The sequence below is a fragment of the Pantoea sp. RG18 genome (assembly GCF_025910075.1).
GTDB lineage: Bacteria > Pseudomonadota > Gammaproteobacteria > Enterobacterales > Enterobacteriaceae > Pantoea > Pantoea agglomerans.
The window spans coordinates 1,293,387-1,309,352 of sequence record NZ_JAPCIL010000002.1 but is presented as its reverse complement, the minus strand read 5'-3'; the positions used below and the strand labels follow the sequence as shown (position 1 = coordinate 1,309,352).

Here is a 15,966-nt window from a genome sequence, read left to right as displayed (position 1 = left end):
CATTAACAGCCCGTGGGGCAAGCTGCTGCGCGAGTCCAGCCAGCGTGTTCCTGTGGTGGAGCAGAACCTGCGTATGCAGGGCCAGTACCTGGACCGGGAAACCGGACTGCACTACAATCTGTTTCGTTATTATGATCCGGACAGCGGACGGTTTACCCAGCAGGACCCGATAGGGCTGATGGGCGGGATTAACCTTTACCAGTATGCGCCGAATGCGCTGGGTTGGGTGGATCCTTGGGGGCTGAGTCGGTGTAGTAGTGGAAATAAGGATAAACCGGATTTCTATGTTGGGCCAGCAGGGCCAAGTGCGACAATGCCATCCACAGCTTATAGGTATGTCCGATACTTGAAGGACGATGGAAGCGTAGATAAGTGGGTTCCTGGTCTCCTTGAAAATAAAAAAGCTCCAGTTACATATTTTGGATTCGAAAAATTTGAAACCGGTAAAACAGCTCGTGATGCTTTTCAGATAAAAGGACCGGAGAAAGTTGATCCAACTTTACCTGGGGATGTTTCATGGAGTGATGCAAGAATTAGAGGAAGGTTTGATACGTTGCAGTTATATGAAAATGGCACTCCTCAAGTACGGCATCCAAGGATGTTCGGGGACGCAATAGGCGCGCCGTTAGAACAGTTTACAAATGCTTATCCTGAGTACGGTAAAGGTGGCGTACAACAAATGTATGCTGAAAAACGAGAGGTAAGCTTTGATGATATTGATATTTTGCCGGAGGAATAAATGAATTACCATTCATACAATGACGTGCTTGACTATCTGAAAGAATTTTTCAAAACCAGGGTTGAATCACCCAATTATCTTGAAGAATTAATATACCTAATTGAAGGTTCTCGCTCTGAAAAGACTGTAACAATCAGGGCTATATATCAAAAGTATATGCAATACATAAAAGAAAATAGAGATGTTGTTAGAGTTATTCCTGGTGAAAAAGAAATGTGGATAGAATTACTGGATCACTGGCAGTAAGAGTGAGTTTGTGAATTTATTATAGAGTGTCCCGGAGGTAACTATATTCTTCTTGAGTAAAAGCTTTTTTATGATTTTTTGTGCAAGGAAACAAAAACCATGCACTTGATAAAATTATTTAAAAAACCTTTGTAAAGCGTATGTTTAATATGTGAGGATGGGTAAGTTAAATTAGGGAGTCTACCAATCAGAGTCGCCATACTAAACTCAACAAGATTACGTATGCCATCTGGCAATGATTTGGGTTAAACGATTTTTCGGGTGCCCGATAGGTATAAACCAAGATGAGGTGCTGAAGCAGTCATAGATTCATCACTATTGAATAAAGAGGTTATCAATAAAATTTAAAGTAAGGATTGTATAATGGAAAAGGCTATTTTTAGCGCCTATGGTATGTTTCTTACTCAAGAAAATGGCAAATATCATATCAACTATGATGCTGGTGGTGTTACTAATAAAGATGTTAAATGTGAGATAAGCGTAGAAGAGTTTAATAAGGCAAAATTAAGCGAGCAAGATGCTTATGAAGTAATAATATGCACTCAAGTTAGAGATAAAACAAACCATTCATAGTAGTTTGATGAGTTTTATTTTTAATTTTATTGATTTCAAAGGCAGTAAAATATTTTTATAAAATGTTTTATTTGCCATAGATGCAAGCTGCCAGTGACGCGTATTGATGGTGTGGAAAGCCCGGAGATTTACTGGTTCCATAATGCGGCCAACGGAATGCCGAAACTGCTGACTGACACTGAAGGGCAAAAAGCCTGGGAAGGTATCAACAGCCCGTGGGGCAAGCTGCTGCGCGAGTTCAGCCAGCGGATGCCAGCCTTTCAGCAGAACCTGCGTATGCAGGGCCAGTACCTGGACCGGGACAAATTTGCTTAAGCAAATTTGAACATCGCTTCAGCGATGGCCCCAATGGGGTGAGGCACCGCAGGGGCCGAATCAACCGGACTGCACTACAATCTGTTTCGTTATTATGATCCGGACAGCGGACGGTTTACCCAGCAGGACCCGATAGGGCTGGCGGGCGGGATCAACCTCTACCAGTATGCGCCGAACGCGCTGGGTTGGGTGGATCCATGGGGGTTGATGAAATGTAAAGACCCTGCGAAAGAAGCGACGAAGTGGCAGGGGCCAGGGAATAGAGATTATCCAGGCATCGATGTTTATGAGAATACGGTTATAAAAAAAGGGACGATACTTTATGCTCTTCATCCTAATGGAGATCGGTTACCTGCTTATACTGTAAGCCATCCTACAGTCAGGCAGTATAAAGGTGATCCACTTGGCTATCATAAAGCTTTGCAAGTTATGCTAGACCCAGCATTTACAATGCGTTCAAAGGTGAGAGCTTACTACGTTACCGAAGATATACATGTAGCCAGAGGACGTGCTGAAGCTAATGCTCAGTATGGTCGAGGAGGAGGGCTACAGTTTTATATACCGGAAGAGGCTCGGCTTAAACTGAAACCTGGAAAAGTAATTGATATATGAAAAAAATGATTTTAGAAGAGAATGGTGCTTTGCTTGTAGATGGAAGTAAAATAGAACTTTCTTCTTACGAAAAATTTATTAATTCTTCGTTTTTTAAATCATCTGATGATCTTATAAGTGTAGGGGAATATTATTTTTCTGCAAAAAATGTTATGTGGCACAATGAACCGTTCCATGTGCAATTTAGGCCTGCTATTTTTTCTATTAATAAGAGCGTGTTCCTGATCAGTGAAACTGGTTATTTTTATAAAAACATTAATAATTGGGAAAAAAGAGCAAATTTTAACGTTTTAATTGATGAAGAGAAAAGATTGTATGAGTGGGTGATGAAAAAGTATCCAAATGATTACAAGGGTGAATTAAAAGATCCTCCTTATGGTCATGTTTGGGAATTTTCATGGGGTGAGATAACAGTACAGTCTAATGAAAGATCATTTACGTGTGGGATATATATTGAGTGGAGATGAATTTAAAGTTAATCACCCTGTCAATATATTAATGTGTAGTGTTACTGCAGAAAATTATAATGTAGGGCGTTAAGGTTTAGCTATTAATCTTGGTAAGGATTATAAATGCCTGCAGGCACTACGATATTCAAGGCCAAACGATTGAAAAAGATGACGGACATACCTGTTAGCGCTATTGCTACTATGGTGACTACCGCCTGAATAATGTTATTGTTGTTTTGCTCAATTTATTTTAAAAATTTTTTATGATGGAGTGTGGTTCTGCTATTATATGTCCTTGGTGAAAGGTTAAGTAGAATAACTATTGCTCTTTTGTTTAATTAAAGCATGATGGTTTTTTAGCGTATTGTATGCTTATTGATATGTAATCCTGTTGCGGTAATGACTGGACCTGCATTTCAAATTTCAATTTCTAAGAACTCTCTCTTCATCAGTTTGAGCCTATAAGGAGATAAAATGAACCTGCCAGGAATGAATCCCGAAAATAACTTACCGGGTTATGACATCGCGAGGATGACCGGTTATGGGGCACCTGATTTTGATTTCAAAGCGCTGGGTGCAGCAATGGATTGTACTCGGGAGTTTTATCAGGCTGGCATCATCTATGCAGATGGCGCACAGCGTTATCTTGTTCGGCCTGGTCAGCGTCATCCTAATGGTCAAAGTGGTATCGTTACACATCTGATTGTGACCAAAACGCCTAAGCAAGCCACAGCGTCTAATACGGGCAAGTCACTTAGTGAAGCCGTAAGCGTAACCTCAATGGGAACGGAGATTGCCTCGACCGTGCTTTCCTGTGGTGCAATGATTATCACCGCTGGTGTAGCGGTTATCGGCGCTTCAGCAACGCCTATAACCGCTGGCAGTAGCGGCGTGCTTGTTGCTATTGGTTATGCTGGCGCTGCCGCAACAGGCGTGCAATGTGTCAATGGTATTTACCGGGTTTATGATCTCGTCGAAAACGGTGGTGAAAACGTAGCGTGGCTGGACTCTCAGGATTGGTACGTTGCCACTTCAACGTCCCTTGACCTTATTTCACTAGCCAGTGTGGGCGGTGCGTTAAAAGAAGCCCTGGCAACATGGCGAGCGATGAAATCAGTCTCTTCTTTAAAAGCAACGGAGTGGCTCAGGAACTATCCAAGGCAGGACCGGGCTCGCCTTACTGAATTAATCATTAAGGCACAAAACCCTGGTATAAGTAATAAAGAGCTTAAAGCCGCCATCCGTGCAGGACTTTATCCAAAGCGTTTCCCTGTAGAGTCGGTGCAAAAAGAACTTGTTAAGCAACTCGCGCAGGTCGTCACGAGCGCAGCGGCTGTGGCAGGCAGTGCTGTCAGTGGTATCATTGCTGCTCCAGGTAACGTGCCGCGCTCCGGGCGCTATATTGTGGGAACAATTCAATCACTGGCGGTATTTTAATGCAATTTCTATCATGGCTTGTCGGGCGAAGTATCACTGAACTACTGCAACATGGTCGCGAAATAGATCAGTTAATCGCACGGCAGGATAATTCGATACTTGCCCGTTCCACTACAGAGCTTGAACGTTATTTTAAACAGCCTTCTGAGTCGCTTCCCAGGCAAAACGGCTTCCCGGTTGCGATAGTGCTGATGCTGTTGCTGATTGCATTTGCATTTAATTTGCTGACGTTTCTGCACGCTTTACCTCCGCTCAGTCCACAAATACATGCGTTGAGTTTTTTTGTTCCCTCAATCGTCGTTATTGGCGCGATACTCACGGCCAGTTACCTGCTTGCGCGAGGCCATACAGCCGGTGTGGCGGGGCTGGCTTACGTCTGTGCGATGTTGCTTATATCGACTGTTTTACTATTGAGCTACAGCGTAGTTATGGGTAGCCACTCGGGCCTGTGGCTGATTCTGGCACTCGCGGCTTTGATGGGTGCTCGCTGGATACTTAACGGGCAGGCTTTCATCCTGTTTGCCATTTACTGCCGGACACAACGCCTCGCCAGCGTCGCCCGGCAGCGTCGCATGAAATAACCCATACTGATCTGTAGTACTGTTATCGCGGAATACCCATTCCGCGACTCTCTTCTATTTTTCTCTCAACACGATCTTTTTCCTATGACCCACTCCTTCTTTTAATCCCTACCCTGTCCAAACTCCCTGAAAAACCCATCCATCATCACTATTACCTCTGGCTATAACCTGCCGTTATACCCTCCTGCTAAACAAGCATTCGTCACCTTTCAGAACGCATGAAATAGTGGTTTCAGAACCTGATCTTTTGGCTGAAACGAGAGACAACATGCTAATCCCACAACCCTATTTACTCTTTCTTGGCGATGTTACCGATCCCCTTGCGGCAAAAACGGCGCGCGGTATTCATATCTGGCGGCCGGAGCAGTGCGTTGGCGAAATTAAACTGCCGGGCTGCACGGTCAGTCTGGGTCTGGATGAACTGGATATTCCCGGCGCCAAAGCGCGCGGCGCAAAAACGCTGGTGCTTGGCACTGCCAATGCCGGGGGTTATCTGCCAGCGCACTGGCTGGAAACGATCAAAGGTGCCATTAAAGCAGGCATGAATGTGGCCAGTGGTCTGCACCATCGGCTGGTAGACGAACCGGAACTGGTGACGCTTGCACAGGCTTCGGGCGTTGAGCTTTTTGACCTGCGTCATATGCGTCCAGCGCTCAGTGTGGGCAGCGGTAAGAAGCGTTCAGGTAAGCGGATACTGACCGTCGGTACGGACTGCTCAGTGGGCAAGATGTACACCTCACTGGCGCTGGAAGCGGCGATGCGTGCGCGCGGCCTGAAAGCTGATTTTCGTGCCACGGGGCAGACCGGCATTCTGGTCGCAGGGGAGGGCATCGCTGTCGATGCGGTCATCGCTGATTTTATTGCCGGTGCAGCAGAAGCGCTTTCACCGGCGAATGACGAGGACCACTGGGATATCGTTGAAGGCCAGGGCTCACTGTTCCATCCCTCCTATGCGGGCGTGAGTATGGGGCTGATGCACGGTGCGCAACCACACTGGCTGGTTATGTGCCATGAAATGGGACGACCCCATATGCGTCATTTGCCACACCAGCCCATGGTCAGCCTGCAGGCGTGCGTTGAAGCCAATCTGCGAGCCGCGCAGGTGACCAGTGAGTCTGTTCAACTCGCTGGCTTTGCTATCAATACCTCCAATTACAGCGAAGAAGAGGCGCTCGCTTATTGCGCCGAAATCAGCGCTGAGTTTGGTTTACCGGCCACAGATCCTGTGCGTTTTGGTATTGATGAGATCGCCGCACTGCTTCAGGAGCGTGGCTGAAATGAGAAAGTTGCAGATTGATGTGGTGGAGCTGCCGCTGGCGCGACCCTTTGCTATCGCACGCGGTACCCGTACCGCCGTGACGGTCATCCGTGTCACCCTGGAGCAGGAGGGATTCATCGGGCAGGGCGAATGCACCCCGACGGCCCGCTACGATGAGACGCCGGATAGCGTTCAGGCCATGCTCGAAGCGGTACGCACTGACATTGAGTCGGGCCTCAGCCGTCATGATCTGCAACACCGCTTACCCGCCGGTTCAGCGCGCAACGTGCTGGACTGTGCGCTATGGCGACTTGATGCCGCACGGGCTAATCAAACGCTTTGGCAAAAGAGCACCTGCTCTCAGCCAGAGTCGGTCATTACGGCAGAAACCCTTAGCCTCGATACGCAGGAATGTATGGCTCTGGCGGCGGCGGATGCCGTATCACGTGGCGCCCTCCTGCTCAAAATTAAGCTCGACCGTAATGCGATTCTGGAAAAAGTGGCGGCGATTCGCGCGGCGGCACCGCATGCCACGCTCATTATCGATGCCAATGAAGCCTGGTCGGGTCTGGAACTGGAAAGCCTGCTGGTGGCGCTTAAGGCCTTCAACATCGCGATGGTGGAGCAACCCCTTCCCGCCGGACAGGATCATGACCTGAAACGTTTCAAACATCCCATACCGGTCTGTGCCGATGAGAGTTGCCATACGCGGGCGGATATTGCCGGATTACGCGATCGCTACGAGATGATCAACATCAAGCTGGATAAGTGCGGTGGCCTGACTGAAGCGCTGGCGATGGTGGATGAAGCCCGGACGCTCAATATGCGCATTATGGTCGGTTGCATGTTGGGCTCGTCACTGGCCATGGAGGCCGCATTGCCCGTCGCGGTTAACGCTGAGTTCGTCGATCTGGATGGCCCCATCTGGCTAGCCGCCGACAGTTCTCCTTTCCTGAGCTACTCCCAAGGCCGTATCTGGCTATAACTCTGTGAGGCGACGATGACGGACACACAACGTACTTCCCCTGCAACCCGCGCTGCCTCTGCCTCTCCTGTGCTGGCAATTCAGGATCTCAGCGTCTCGTTTCATGGACGCAGCGGTGAGAATCAGGTACTCAAAGGCATCAGTTTTGCCATTCATCCAGGTGAAATCGTCGCCGTCGTGGGTGAAAGCGGCTCAGGTAAATCTGTCACGTCGCTGGCTGTGATGGGCTTGCTGGCAAACAACGGACGTGTCGATGGCGGCAGCATGCAGTTCCGCGACCGCAGCGGAGAAATGCATGCGTTAGAAAAGCTGGATGATGCTCAGCGCCGCACGTTGCGTGGCCGTGAAATGGCGATGATCTTTCAGGAGCCCATGACCTCGCTGAATCCGGTGCTGCGCATTGATAATCAACTTACCGAGGCATTACGCGATCATCATCTGTGCGACAAAAAGCAGGCCCATGCGCGGGTGCGTGAATTGCTGCGACAGGTGCGTATCGCCGATGTGGATCGCGTCATGAAAAGCTATCCTCACTCGCTGTCAGGCGGCATGCGGCAGCGTGTGATGATCGCCCAGGCCCTTGCCTGCGATCCGCAACTCCTGATTGCCGACGAGCCTACCACTGCGCTGGATGTCACCGTACAGGCGCGCATTCTCCATATTCTGCGTGAGCTGCAACGTGAGAAACAAATGGCGGTGCTGTTTATTACTCATGATATGGGCGTGGTAGCGGAAATCGCCGATCGCGTGGTGGTCATGCTGCGTGGCGAAGTGGTAGAGCAGGGAACCGTGTCTGAGATTTTTGCCGCCCCGCAGCATGCGTATACCAAAGCGTTACTGGCGGCAGTACCAAAACTCGGTGATATGCGGGAACACAGGTGGCCGCAACGCTTTCCTCTGCCCGGTGCCCGCGAGGCTGTGCAAGGCGAACAGCATACCGCTCGCTATGACGTGGCGCCGCTGCTGGATGTGCGCGGATTAAAAGTCTATTACCCGATTCGCAGCGGCATCTTATCGAGCCTGACGCATCACGTGCATGCGGTTGAGCAGATTGATTTTAGTCTGTGGCCAGGTGAAACCCTGGCCATCGTGGGTGAAAGCGGCTGCGGCAAATCGACAACCGGACGGGCGCTGATGCGCCTTATCAACAGTGAAGCTGAAAGTATTCACTTTGAAGGAAAGGAAATCTCTGACCTGAAAGAGGCAGAGTTTCAGCCGCTCCGCCGTGAAATTCAGATGGTGTTTCAGGATCCCTATGCGTCACTGAATCCCCGCCTGACAGTGGGTTTCACCATTGCCGAGCCGTTGCTGTTACATGGCATGGTCTCTTCGCTTGAACAGGCTTCCCCACAGATAGATGCGCTGCTGAAGAGCGTCGGTCTCCTGCCAGAGCACGCGCGTCGTTATCCGCACGAATTTTCTGGCGGTCAGCGTCAGCGTATTGCTATTGCCCGCGCCATGGCGCTGAAACCGAAAGTGATTATTGCTGATGAAGCGGTATCGGCCCTTGATGTCTCGATTCAGGCGCAGGTGGTCAATCTGATGATGGACCTGCAGCAGCAAACGGGCGTGGCATGGATTTTCATCTCTCACGATATGGCGGTCGTCGAGCGTATTGCGAATCGCGTCGCGGTGATGTACCTCGGCCAGATTGTGGAGCTTGGACCGCGTCAGTCGGTATTTAATCAGCCGCAACACCCCTATACCCAACGACTGCTGGCCTCCGTGCCGGTAGCGGATCCCGAAAACCGTCAACCCCGTATTTTCGATGACAGCGAAATCCCCTCGCCGTTGCGTAAGGTGGGTGAAACGGTCACTAAAACCCGATATCGGCAGGTTGCCCCCCAGCACTGGGTAGCTGACGGCATTGCATTGCAATAATCCTTAACGACCAGGAGAATTTATGAAAACGCTGTTTCGCCGTACTTCGCTCGCCCTCGCATTGACGACGACGCTGGTCATGACTGCGCAGGCACAGGATCTGCGCATTTCAATGTATGCCGATATCACGGGGCTGGATCCGCACGACACCTCGGATAATGTCAGCTACTCGGTTCAGAGCGGCATCTTTGAGCGCCTGTTCCAGTTTGATTCCCGGATGAAGCTGCAACCCTGGCTGGCGACCGGTTATACCTCTAATGACAGTGCCACCGAATTTACGCTGACGCTGCGCAAAGGCGTTACCTTCCAGGACGGTACCCCTTTTGATGCAGAAGCCGTCAAAGCGAACCTTGATCGTCTGGCAGATCAGAAAAAAGGGCTGAAGCGTAACAGCCTCTACAAAATGATTGATAAGGTCACGGTGCTGGCACCCGACCAGATAAAAATCGATCTGAATCAGTCGTTCGGTGCCTTTATCAACACCCTGGCGCATCCTTCCGCGGTGATGTGGAGCCCGTCAATTCTTAAGCAATATCCGGACGAAGCGCAGTTGCGACTGCATCCGGTGGGAACCGGTCCGTTTACCTTTGTCGACTGGAAACCAGGCAAAGCCGTTACGCTGGCCAGATATGCAGGTTACTGGCAGCAGGGATGGCCTAAAGTCGACCATGTCATCTTCTCGCCGAGTCCCGAAGATGCGACACGGGTGGCAGCGTTGAAATCGGGCCAGGTGGACGCCATCTGGCCATTGCCTTCAGACCTCATCGCGGCCGTTCAGCAGGACAGCCACCTCTCCATTCAGCGCGATCCGAGCATTTATCTTTATTACATGGCGATCAACACGCAGCACAAGCCGCTGGCCGATGTTCGGGTGCGTCAGGCAATCAACTATGCGATTGACCGTAATCTGTGGCTGAAAGTGGCCTTTGCCGGTCTGGGTAAACCTGCCACATCCGCGATTCCGGAAGGCGTACAGTTCTATCAGAAACAGGGCGATCCTGATTACGGCTATGCGCCGGATAAGGCTAAAGCCTTGCTGAAAGCGGCGGGTTATCCGGAGGGACTGGATCTTAAGCTCTGGGTGACCAACGCCACGGCCAGCGTCCGTGCCGCTCAGGTGCTGAAAGCGCAACTGGCTACGGCAGGCATTCGTGCCACGGTAACACCGATGGATTCCGGCACGCGCAACGCTAAGTTGTGGGGCGTTCAGGACCCGAAAAAGGCGGAGTTTGACCTCTATTATGGCGGCTGGTCGACTTCTACAGGGGATGCCGACTGGGCGCTGCGTCCGCTGTTTGCCACCGAATCCTGGGTTCCGACCTCGTATAACGTCTCTTACTTCAGTAACCCTGATGCAGATAAAGCAATTGCTGCCGGGCTGGCGACGGCCGATCCGGCAAAGCGTGGCATCGCCTATGCACAAGCGCAAAAGGTGTTGTGGAAAGAAGCACCGGTGGCGTTCCTTGGCACGCCAGACAATCTGGTCGGCAAACGCAACACGCTGAGCGGCGTTTCGATGCTGCCTGATGGCAATTTACTGTTCACTCAGGCGTCCTTTAAATAAGACGGTCTCTTCTTCCTCGTCCCCTGTCCGGAACGGATGAGGGACGTGAGGAGGCCAGTCGCACCTCATTTCAGGGAATGGCATGTTTGCATACATCATTCGCCGATTGCTGGAGATGATCCCGGTTTTGCTGGTGGTCTCGTTGCTGGTTTTCGGTTTTATCAAGCTCATGCCGGGCGACCCGGCGCGTATTTATGCCGGACCGGATGCGCCGGTTGAGGCGATCGAAGCGGCGCGTCAGCATCTCGGGCTTAACGATCCGCTGCCGCAGCAGTATCTCCACTGGATCGGCAACCTGTTGCAGGGCGACCTGGGCACCACTTATCGTACCCAGCAACCGGTGCTGGAGGTGATCAAAGAGGGCTTTATGCCGACGCTGTGGCTCGCCTTAGCGGGTTTTACCTGGTCCGTCATTCTCGGTTTGTTATTCGGCGTGATGGCTGCACTGAAACGTGGAAGATGGCAGGACTGGACGCTGATGAGCGTGGCGGTCGGCGGCATTTCGATGCCAGCCTTCTGGCTGGGGCTGTTGCTCATCCAGTTCGTCGCGATGCCTTTTGGGCTGTTCTCGGTCAGCGGCTTTAACAGGGCCAGCGATATAGTCCTGCCCGCCATCACGCTGGGTTCGTCGGTTGCGGCGGTAATGGCGCGTTTTACCCGCTCGGCCTTTCTTGAGGTGGCGCAGGAAGATTACGTGCGTACCGCCAAAGCCAAAGGGCTGCGTAACCGCCTGGTGACGTGGAAACATGTGATGCGTAATGCGCTCATCCCGGTGATTACCATGCTGGGCTTGCAGTTCGGTTTTCTGCTGGGCGGATCCATCGTGGTGGAGAGTGTTTTCAACTGGCCAGGGTTAGGCTGGTTATTGATTGAGTCGATCAAAGCGCAGGATCAGCCGGTGATTCAGGCGCTGGTGATGCTGTTCGTGTTTGAATTTATTGTGATTAATCTGCTGGTCGATCTGCTTTACGCGGTGGTCAATCCGGCCATTCGTCTGCGACAGGAGCCAAAATGATTATTCAATCGCTGACTGAAAATCCGCCTCAGATTATTCGTTCGCCGTGGCGCGATTTCCTGCATGCCCTTGTGCGGAACCCTCTGGCGCTGGTCTCAGGCGGGTTTGTGCTGCTGTTGATTGTGGTGGCGATTTTTGCGCCCTGGCTGGCGCCCTGGGATCCCATGGCCCCGGACTGGATGGCGTTATCGTCGCCGCCAACGGCGGCACACTGGATGGGGACCGACGAACTGGGGCGCGACCTGCTCAGCCGCATTATCTATGGCGCGCGGATCTCGCTCTATATCGGCGTGCTGTCGGTGACGATCGGCATGCTGGTCGGGGTCATGCTGGGCTTACTGGCGGGCTATTACGGCGGTTGGGTTGATATGCTGATCATGCGGGGTGCCGACGTATTATTCGCGTTCCCGGGTATGTTGCTGGCCATTGCGGTGGTGGCGCTGCTGGGGACGGGTCTGAACAATGTCATTATCGCAGTCGCGGTATTCAGCGTGCCGGTATTTGCCCGCATCGTGCGGGCTTCGACGCTCTCTCTGAAACAGGCTGCCTATGTTGAAGCCGTGCGCTGTGCAGGTGCACCAGACAGAGTCATTATCCTGCGGCATATTCTGCCCGGCACGCTTTCCAGCGTGATTGTCTATTTCACTATGCGCATTGGCACCAGTATTCTGACAGCCGCGGGCCTGAGTTTTATTGGACTGGGTCCGGAGCCTGACGTACCTGAATGGGGCAATATTCTGGCGATGAGCCGAAGCATGATGATGGCCGGATCGTGGCACATGAGCGTATTTCCGGGGCTGGCGATCTTTATTACCGTGCTGGCTTTTAATCTGCTTGGGGATGCGCTGCGCGACACGCTCGATCCCAAACTCAAGGGCTGACTATGGATTTCCAACAATTGCAGCGTGAACTGCTGCTGAACCGCTGGCGTGATCTGCGTCAGCTCGGGCAGCCGCGAAGCGCCTGCGGACCCACCCATCGAATCAGCGATGTTGCGGGCGTGCGTGTCGGACATTGCACGCTGAATGAAGGCGAAAAGCAGACTGGCGTAACCGCTATCGTACCGCCGGGCGGCAATCTGTTTCTCACGCCGCTGCCGTGTGGGGTTGAGGTCCTGAACGGCTTTGCGAAACCCATCGGACTGGTTCAGATAGAGGAGCTTGGCGTGCTTCAGACGCCGATTCTGCTCGGTAACACGCTGGCGGTCGGCACGCTGTTTACCACGCTGGTGCGGGATGCCATCCGTCGTAACCCGGAACTGGGACGAACACTGCCCACGGTCAATCCGCTGGTGCTGGAGTGCAACGATGGCTGGCTGAATGATATCCAGGCGCTGGCTATCACTGAAGCGATGGCGCAGGAGGCATTGCAGACGGCCTCAGCGGACTTCGCGCGCGGCAGCGTCGGCGCGGGGCGCGGGATGAGCTGTTTCAGCCTGAAAGGGGGCATCGGAACCGCCTCGCGGGTTATTCCCTCGCTCAACGCCACGCTTGGCGTGCTGGTGCTGGCCAATTTCGGCGCACTGGAGGCATTAACGCTTGATGGCGTCCGGGCTGGCGAGATGATTGCGCCGCTGCTGGCCGGAGAGGCGCCGCAGCTGGATGCCGGTTCTGTCATCATCATCATGGCGACGGATGCACCGCTGGACGCACGTCAGTTAAAGCGCATCGCGAAGCGAGCCGGCGCCGGCCTGGGACGGCTGGGCAGTTACTGGGGCCACGGATCGGGCGACATTGCGGTGGCGTTTTCAACGCAACCTCTGCCGCAACCGCCACAGGACGACACGCTGGAGCCGCTGCTTGCTGCAGCGGCAGATGCAACTGAACAGGCTGTACTGGATGCTTTGCTGAGCGCTGAGGCTGTTACCGGCTTTCGCGGTCATCATCGCCCCTCACTGACGCAGATTCTGGATAGATTAACGACATGAAAATTTTTATCTCGGCCGACATTGAAGGCATCGCGGGGGTCATGCGCCCGGAGCAATGTACACCCGGCCACCCGGAACATCAGCTGGCCCGTGGTCTGATGGAGCAGGAAGTGAATGCCGCAATTGAGGGGGCTTTTGCAGGCGGGGCAACGGAAGTGGTGGTGGCAGACAGCCATGCGCAGATGACCAATTTGCGTGCGGAAAATATCGATCCCCGCGCCCGGCTGGTGCAGGGAAAACCCCGTGTCCTGTCGATGGTGGAAGGGATAGAGCAGCAGACGTTCGACGGGCTGTTTCTGGTGGGATTTCACAGCGCAGCAGGTGAACCGGGCGTACTGGCGCATACCATCAACGGCCGGGCATTCTGGCGTATTCATATCAATGGTCTGGTGATGGGAGAAACCGATATTTATGCGGCCGCCGCCGCTGAGCACGGCACGCCATTGCTGCTGGTCACCGGCGACGATCAGTTACAGAGCTGGATTGCGGAACACTACTCAGCAGTCAATTACGTCTGTGTAAAACGCGCCATTTCTCATACCTGCGCGGAATCATTCAGCCCACAAGCGGCACAGCGTGCGATCGCTGCCGCAGCAAGCACCGCACTGCAACATCCCCCTCAGGTGAACACGAGCCGCCTGACGGCACCTTACGCTATGCGCCTTCAGGCCACTAAACCGGTGCTGGCCGATCTGTTCAGCCTGATCCCCGGCGTCACGCGCCTGGATGCCGTTACCGTGGCGTATCAGGCGGAGAATATGGAAACGTTAATCAGCTTACTCAGTGCATTCTCTTATCTGGCGAGCACACAGTCATAGCGAAATTATCCCGGGCTGCATGCAACGTCAGCCCGTTAAGCCCGCCGTTCCGGTTCTCCTGAAACCGCGCTGCCAGGCACACACCTGTAGTGCGGACTGTGCATGCGCATCTTCCCTCTGACGAGTCAGAATCGTTGCTGGCTTAAATCCGCGCAACCCGTGCTGCTGACCAGCGCTCCTTTAACTGCACCACGGCAGCGCGAACCCCGCTCCCTGCAGAGACTTCAAACGGGACTGCCGGGTGCGGATGGGGGCGAGACAGGCAGCTGAGCCTGCACCGGTTTTGCGGTACAGTTTTTGCAACAGGATAATGATTGCTCTCTCACCCTCCGCCCGGACCTGATCGTGCAGCCTGTCGGAGAGGCCTTCGTTTTCGGTATTCCATCCAGGGTAAATAGTCATGCGGCTCCGCCATATAGAGGTGTTTCAGGCCATCGTACAGACCGGCAGCATCAGCGCTGCGGCGCGCTTGCTCAATGTCTCGCAGCCCAATATCAGCCGTGTGCTGAATCATGCTGAACAGCAACTGGGATTTGCGCTGTTTGAGCGACGTATACAGGGAATGAGTGTGACGGCAGAAGGACGACGTCTCCTGCCTGAAATAGACGATCTCTGCCAGCGCCTGCAATCTATCACCCAGCTCACCGAACAGCTGCGGCGGGGCGAAGGGCAGTTAGTTCGCGTCGGAGCGGCTCACGCTTTTGGTCAGATGGTGCTGGCGCCCGCATTGGTCACCTGGCGGCAACAGATGGCCTCGGTCAGTGTCGAACTGGTCACCGAGCACTTTAGTACCTTATGCCAGATGATTCTGGATAATCAGCTCGATTTCGCGCTGGTTTTTGGTCAGCAGGTCGATGCGGATCTTCTGGCTGAACCTCTGTTTCAGTCTTCGATGGTCGCGTTGTTACCGCTCAATCACCCCCGTAATGAACCCGTTACGCTTGCGTGGTTATGCCACAATAATCTACTGATGATGCAGGCTCAGGATCCGCTTGGACGCGTACTTCACCGAGCGCTGCGCGATAAAAAACTGAATCCCGCCGTGTCGTTGTCGATTAAAACCTATTCGGTCATTGCGGATATGGTGCTGGCAGGCGGCGGCACGGGCGTCGTGGATCTCTTCACTGCCTGTCGCTATGCCGAACAGCTAAAGCTGCTACCCATAGCACAGCCCCTGCCGTTTGAAGTGATGCTGATCAGCCGCCGTGACCAGCCACAGTCGCAGTCCACTCTGCAGCTTAAGCAGGTGATCCGTAACAGACTGTGGGAGATAGCCCGGCAGTGCGAAGCGCAGTTTATTCGTGGCTGAATAAGCGCCGCTTTCAGGTGAAGAGCAGGGGAAAAGGGGGGGCTCAGGCAGCATCAGATTCGTTCGCTGACTTTTGCACCAGAAAGCGCGGAGCTCGAGCAATAAACCTTTTTAAGGGAATGATTGCGGCATTGTTGAAATGTGCTGACAGAGACTATTGAGACGGCGTTGAAATGAAAAATCCACGCAATGGCGTGGATTTTATGATTTTTGAGCTTCATGAGATTCAGTAAGACCCCATGAGACAACAATTTTTA

General features: G+C 52.8%; 15 protein-coding genes and 1 pseudogene. All 16 read left to right on the top strand.

Features of this window, described 5'->3' with window-relative positions:
- Positions 1-739 (top strand): RHS repeat-associated core domain-containing protein (locus OK409_RS06575; RefSeq protein ID WP_264366885.1); only part of this gene is annotated, 739 nt, incomplete at its 5' end.
- Positions 740-985, top strand: a complete 246-nt coding sequence (locus OK409_RS06570; protein WP_192033598.1) for a hypothetical protein — start codon at positions 740-742, stop codon at positions 983-985.
- A gap of 363 nt (positions 986-1,348) precedes the next feature.
- Positions 1,349-1,558 carry a hypothetical protein gene (locus OK409_RS06565; RefSeq protein ID WP_192033599.1) on the top strand — a complete coding sequence of 70 codons (210 nt, stop codon included), beginning with the start codon at positions 1,349-1,351 and terminating at the stop codon, positions 1,556-1,558.
- A gap of 90 nt (positions 1,559-1,648) precedes the next feature.
- Positions 1,649-2,485, top strand: a pseudogene (locus OK409_RS06560) (RHS repeat-associated core domain-containing protein); the annotation flags it as partial.
- On the top strand, positions 2,482-2,952 hold the full coding sequence (locus OK409_RS06555; RefSeq protein ID WP_264366884.1) for a hypothetical protein: 471 nt from the start codon (positions 2,482-2,484) through the stop codon (positions 2,950-2,952). The pseudogene OK409_RS06560 and the gene OK409_RS06555, both read left to right, overlap by 4 nt.
- Positions 2,953-3,408: 456 nt before the next feature.
- Positions 3,409-4,371, top strand: coding sequence for a hypothetical protein (locus OK409_RS06550; protein WP_010245982.1), 963 nt, complete (start codon positions 3,409-3,411; stop codon positions 4,369-4,371).
- Positions 4,371-4,952 carry a hypothetical protein gene (locus tag OK409_RS06545; protein ID WP_264366883.1) on the top strand — a complete coding sequence of 194 codons (582 nt, stop codon included), beginning with the start codon at positions 4,371-4,373 and terminating at the stop codon, positions 4,950-4,952. Before OK409_RS06550 ends, OK409_RS06545 begins: the two co-directional genes overlap by 1 nt.
- A gap of 268 nt (positions 4,953-5,220) precedes the next feature.
- On the top strand, positions 5,221-6,228 hold the full coding sequence (dgcN, locus tag OK409_RS06540; RefSeq protein ID WP_157351937.1) for an N-acetyltransferase DgcN: 1,008 nt from the start codon (positions 5,221-5,223) through the stop codon (positions 6,226-6,228).
- A 1-nt stretch (position 6,229) separates the two neighbouring features.
- A complete protein-coding gene (gene dgcA / locus OK409_RS06535; RefSeq protein ID WP_264366882.1) occupies positions 6,230-7,195 on the top strand; it encodes an N-acetyl-D-Glu racemase DgcA in 966 nt (321 codons plus the stop codon).
- Between the two features lie 15 nt (positions 7,196-7,210).
- Positions 7,211-9,076 carry an ABC transporter ATP-binding protein gene (locus OK409_RS06530; protein WP_264366881.1) on the top strand — a complete coding sequence of 622 codons (1,866 nt, stop codon included), beginning with the start codon at positions 7,211-7,213 and terminating at the stop codon, positions 9,074-9,076.
- A gap of 22 nt (positions 9,077-9,098) precedes the next feature.
- Positions 9,099-10,640 carry a glutathione ABC transporter substrate-binding protein gene (locus tag OK409_RS06525; protein WP_264366880.1) on the top strand — a complete coding sequence of 514 codons (1,542 nt, stop codon included), beginning with the start codon at positions 9,099-9,101 and terminating at the stop codon, positions 10,638-10,640.
- An 82-nt stretch (positions 10,641-10,722) separates the two neighbouring features.
- On the top strand, positions 10,723-11,655 hold the full coding sequence (locus OK409_RS06520) for an ABC transporter permease (protein WP_201500403.1): 933 nt from the start codon (positions 10,723-10,725) through the stop codon (positions 11,653-11,655).
- Entirely contained in the window at positions 11,652-12,536 is an 885-nt protein-coding gene (locus OK409_RS06515; RefSeq protein WP_033779339.1) for an ABC transporter permease subunit, read from the top strand. The genes OK409_RS06520 and OK409_RS06515 overlap by 4 nt, the downstream gene beginning before the upstream one ends.
- Positions 12,537-12,538: 2 nt before the next feature.
- Positions 12,539-13,582: a P1 family peptidase gene (locus OK409_RS06510; protein WP_264366879.1), complete on the top strand. Its 1,044-nt coding sequence runs from the start codon at positions 12,539-12,541 to the stop codon at positions 13,580-13,582.
- The gene (locus OK409_RS06505; RefSeq protein ID WP_264366878.1) at positions 13,579-14,400 is read left to right on the top strand and encodes a M55 family metallopeptidase; all 822 of its coding nucleotides are present in this window, start codon (positions 13,579-13,581) and stop codon (positions 14,398-14,400) included. The genes OK409_RS06510 and OK409_RS06505 overlap by 4 nt, the downstream gene beginning before the upstream one ends.
- Before the next feature lie 400 nt (positions 14,401-14,800).
- Positions 14,801-15,709 carry a LysR family transcriptional regulator gene (locus OK409_RS06500; protein ID WP_083068250.1) on the top strand — a complete coding sequence of 303 codons (909 nt, stop codon included), beginning with the start codon at positions 14,801-14,803 and terminating at the stop codon, positions 15,707-15,709.
- Positions 15,710-15,966: the final 257 nt, after the last annotated feature.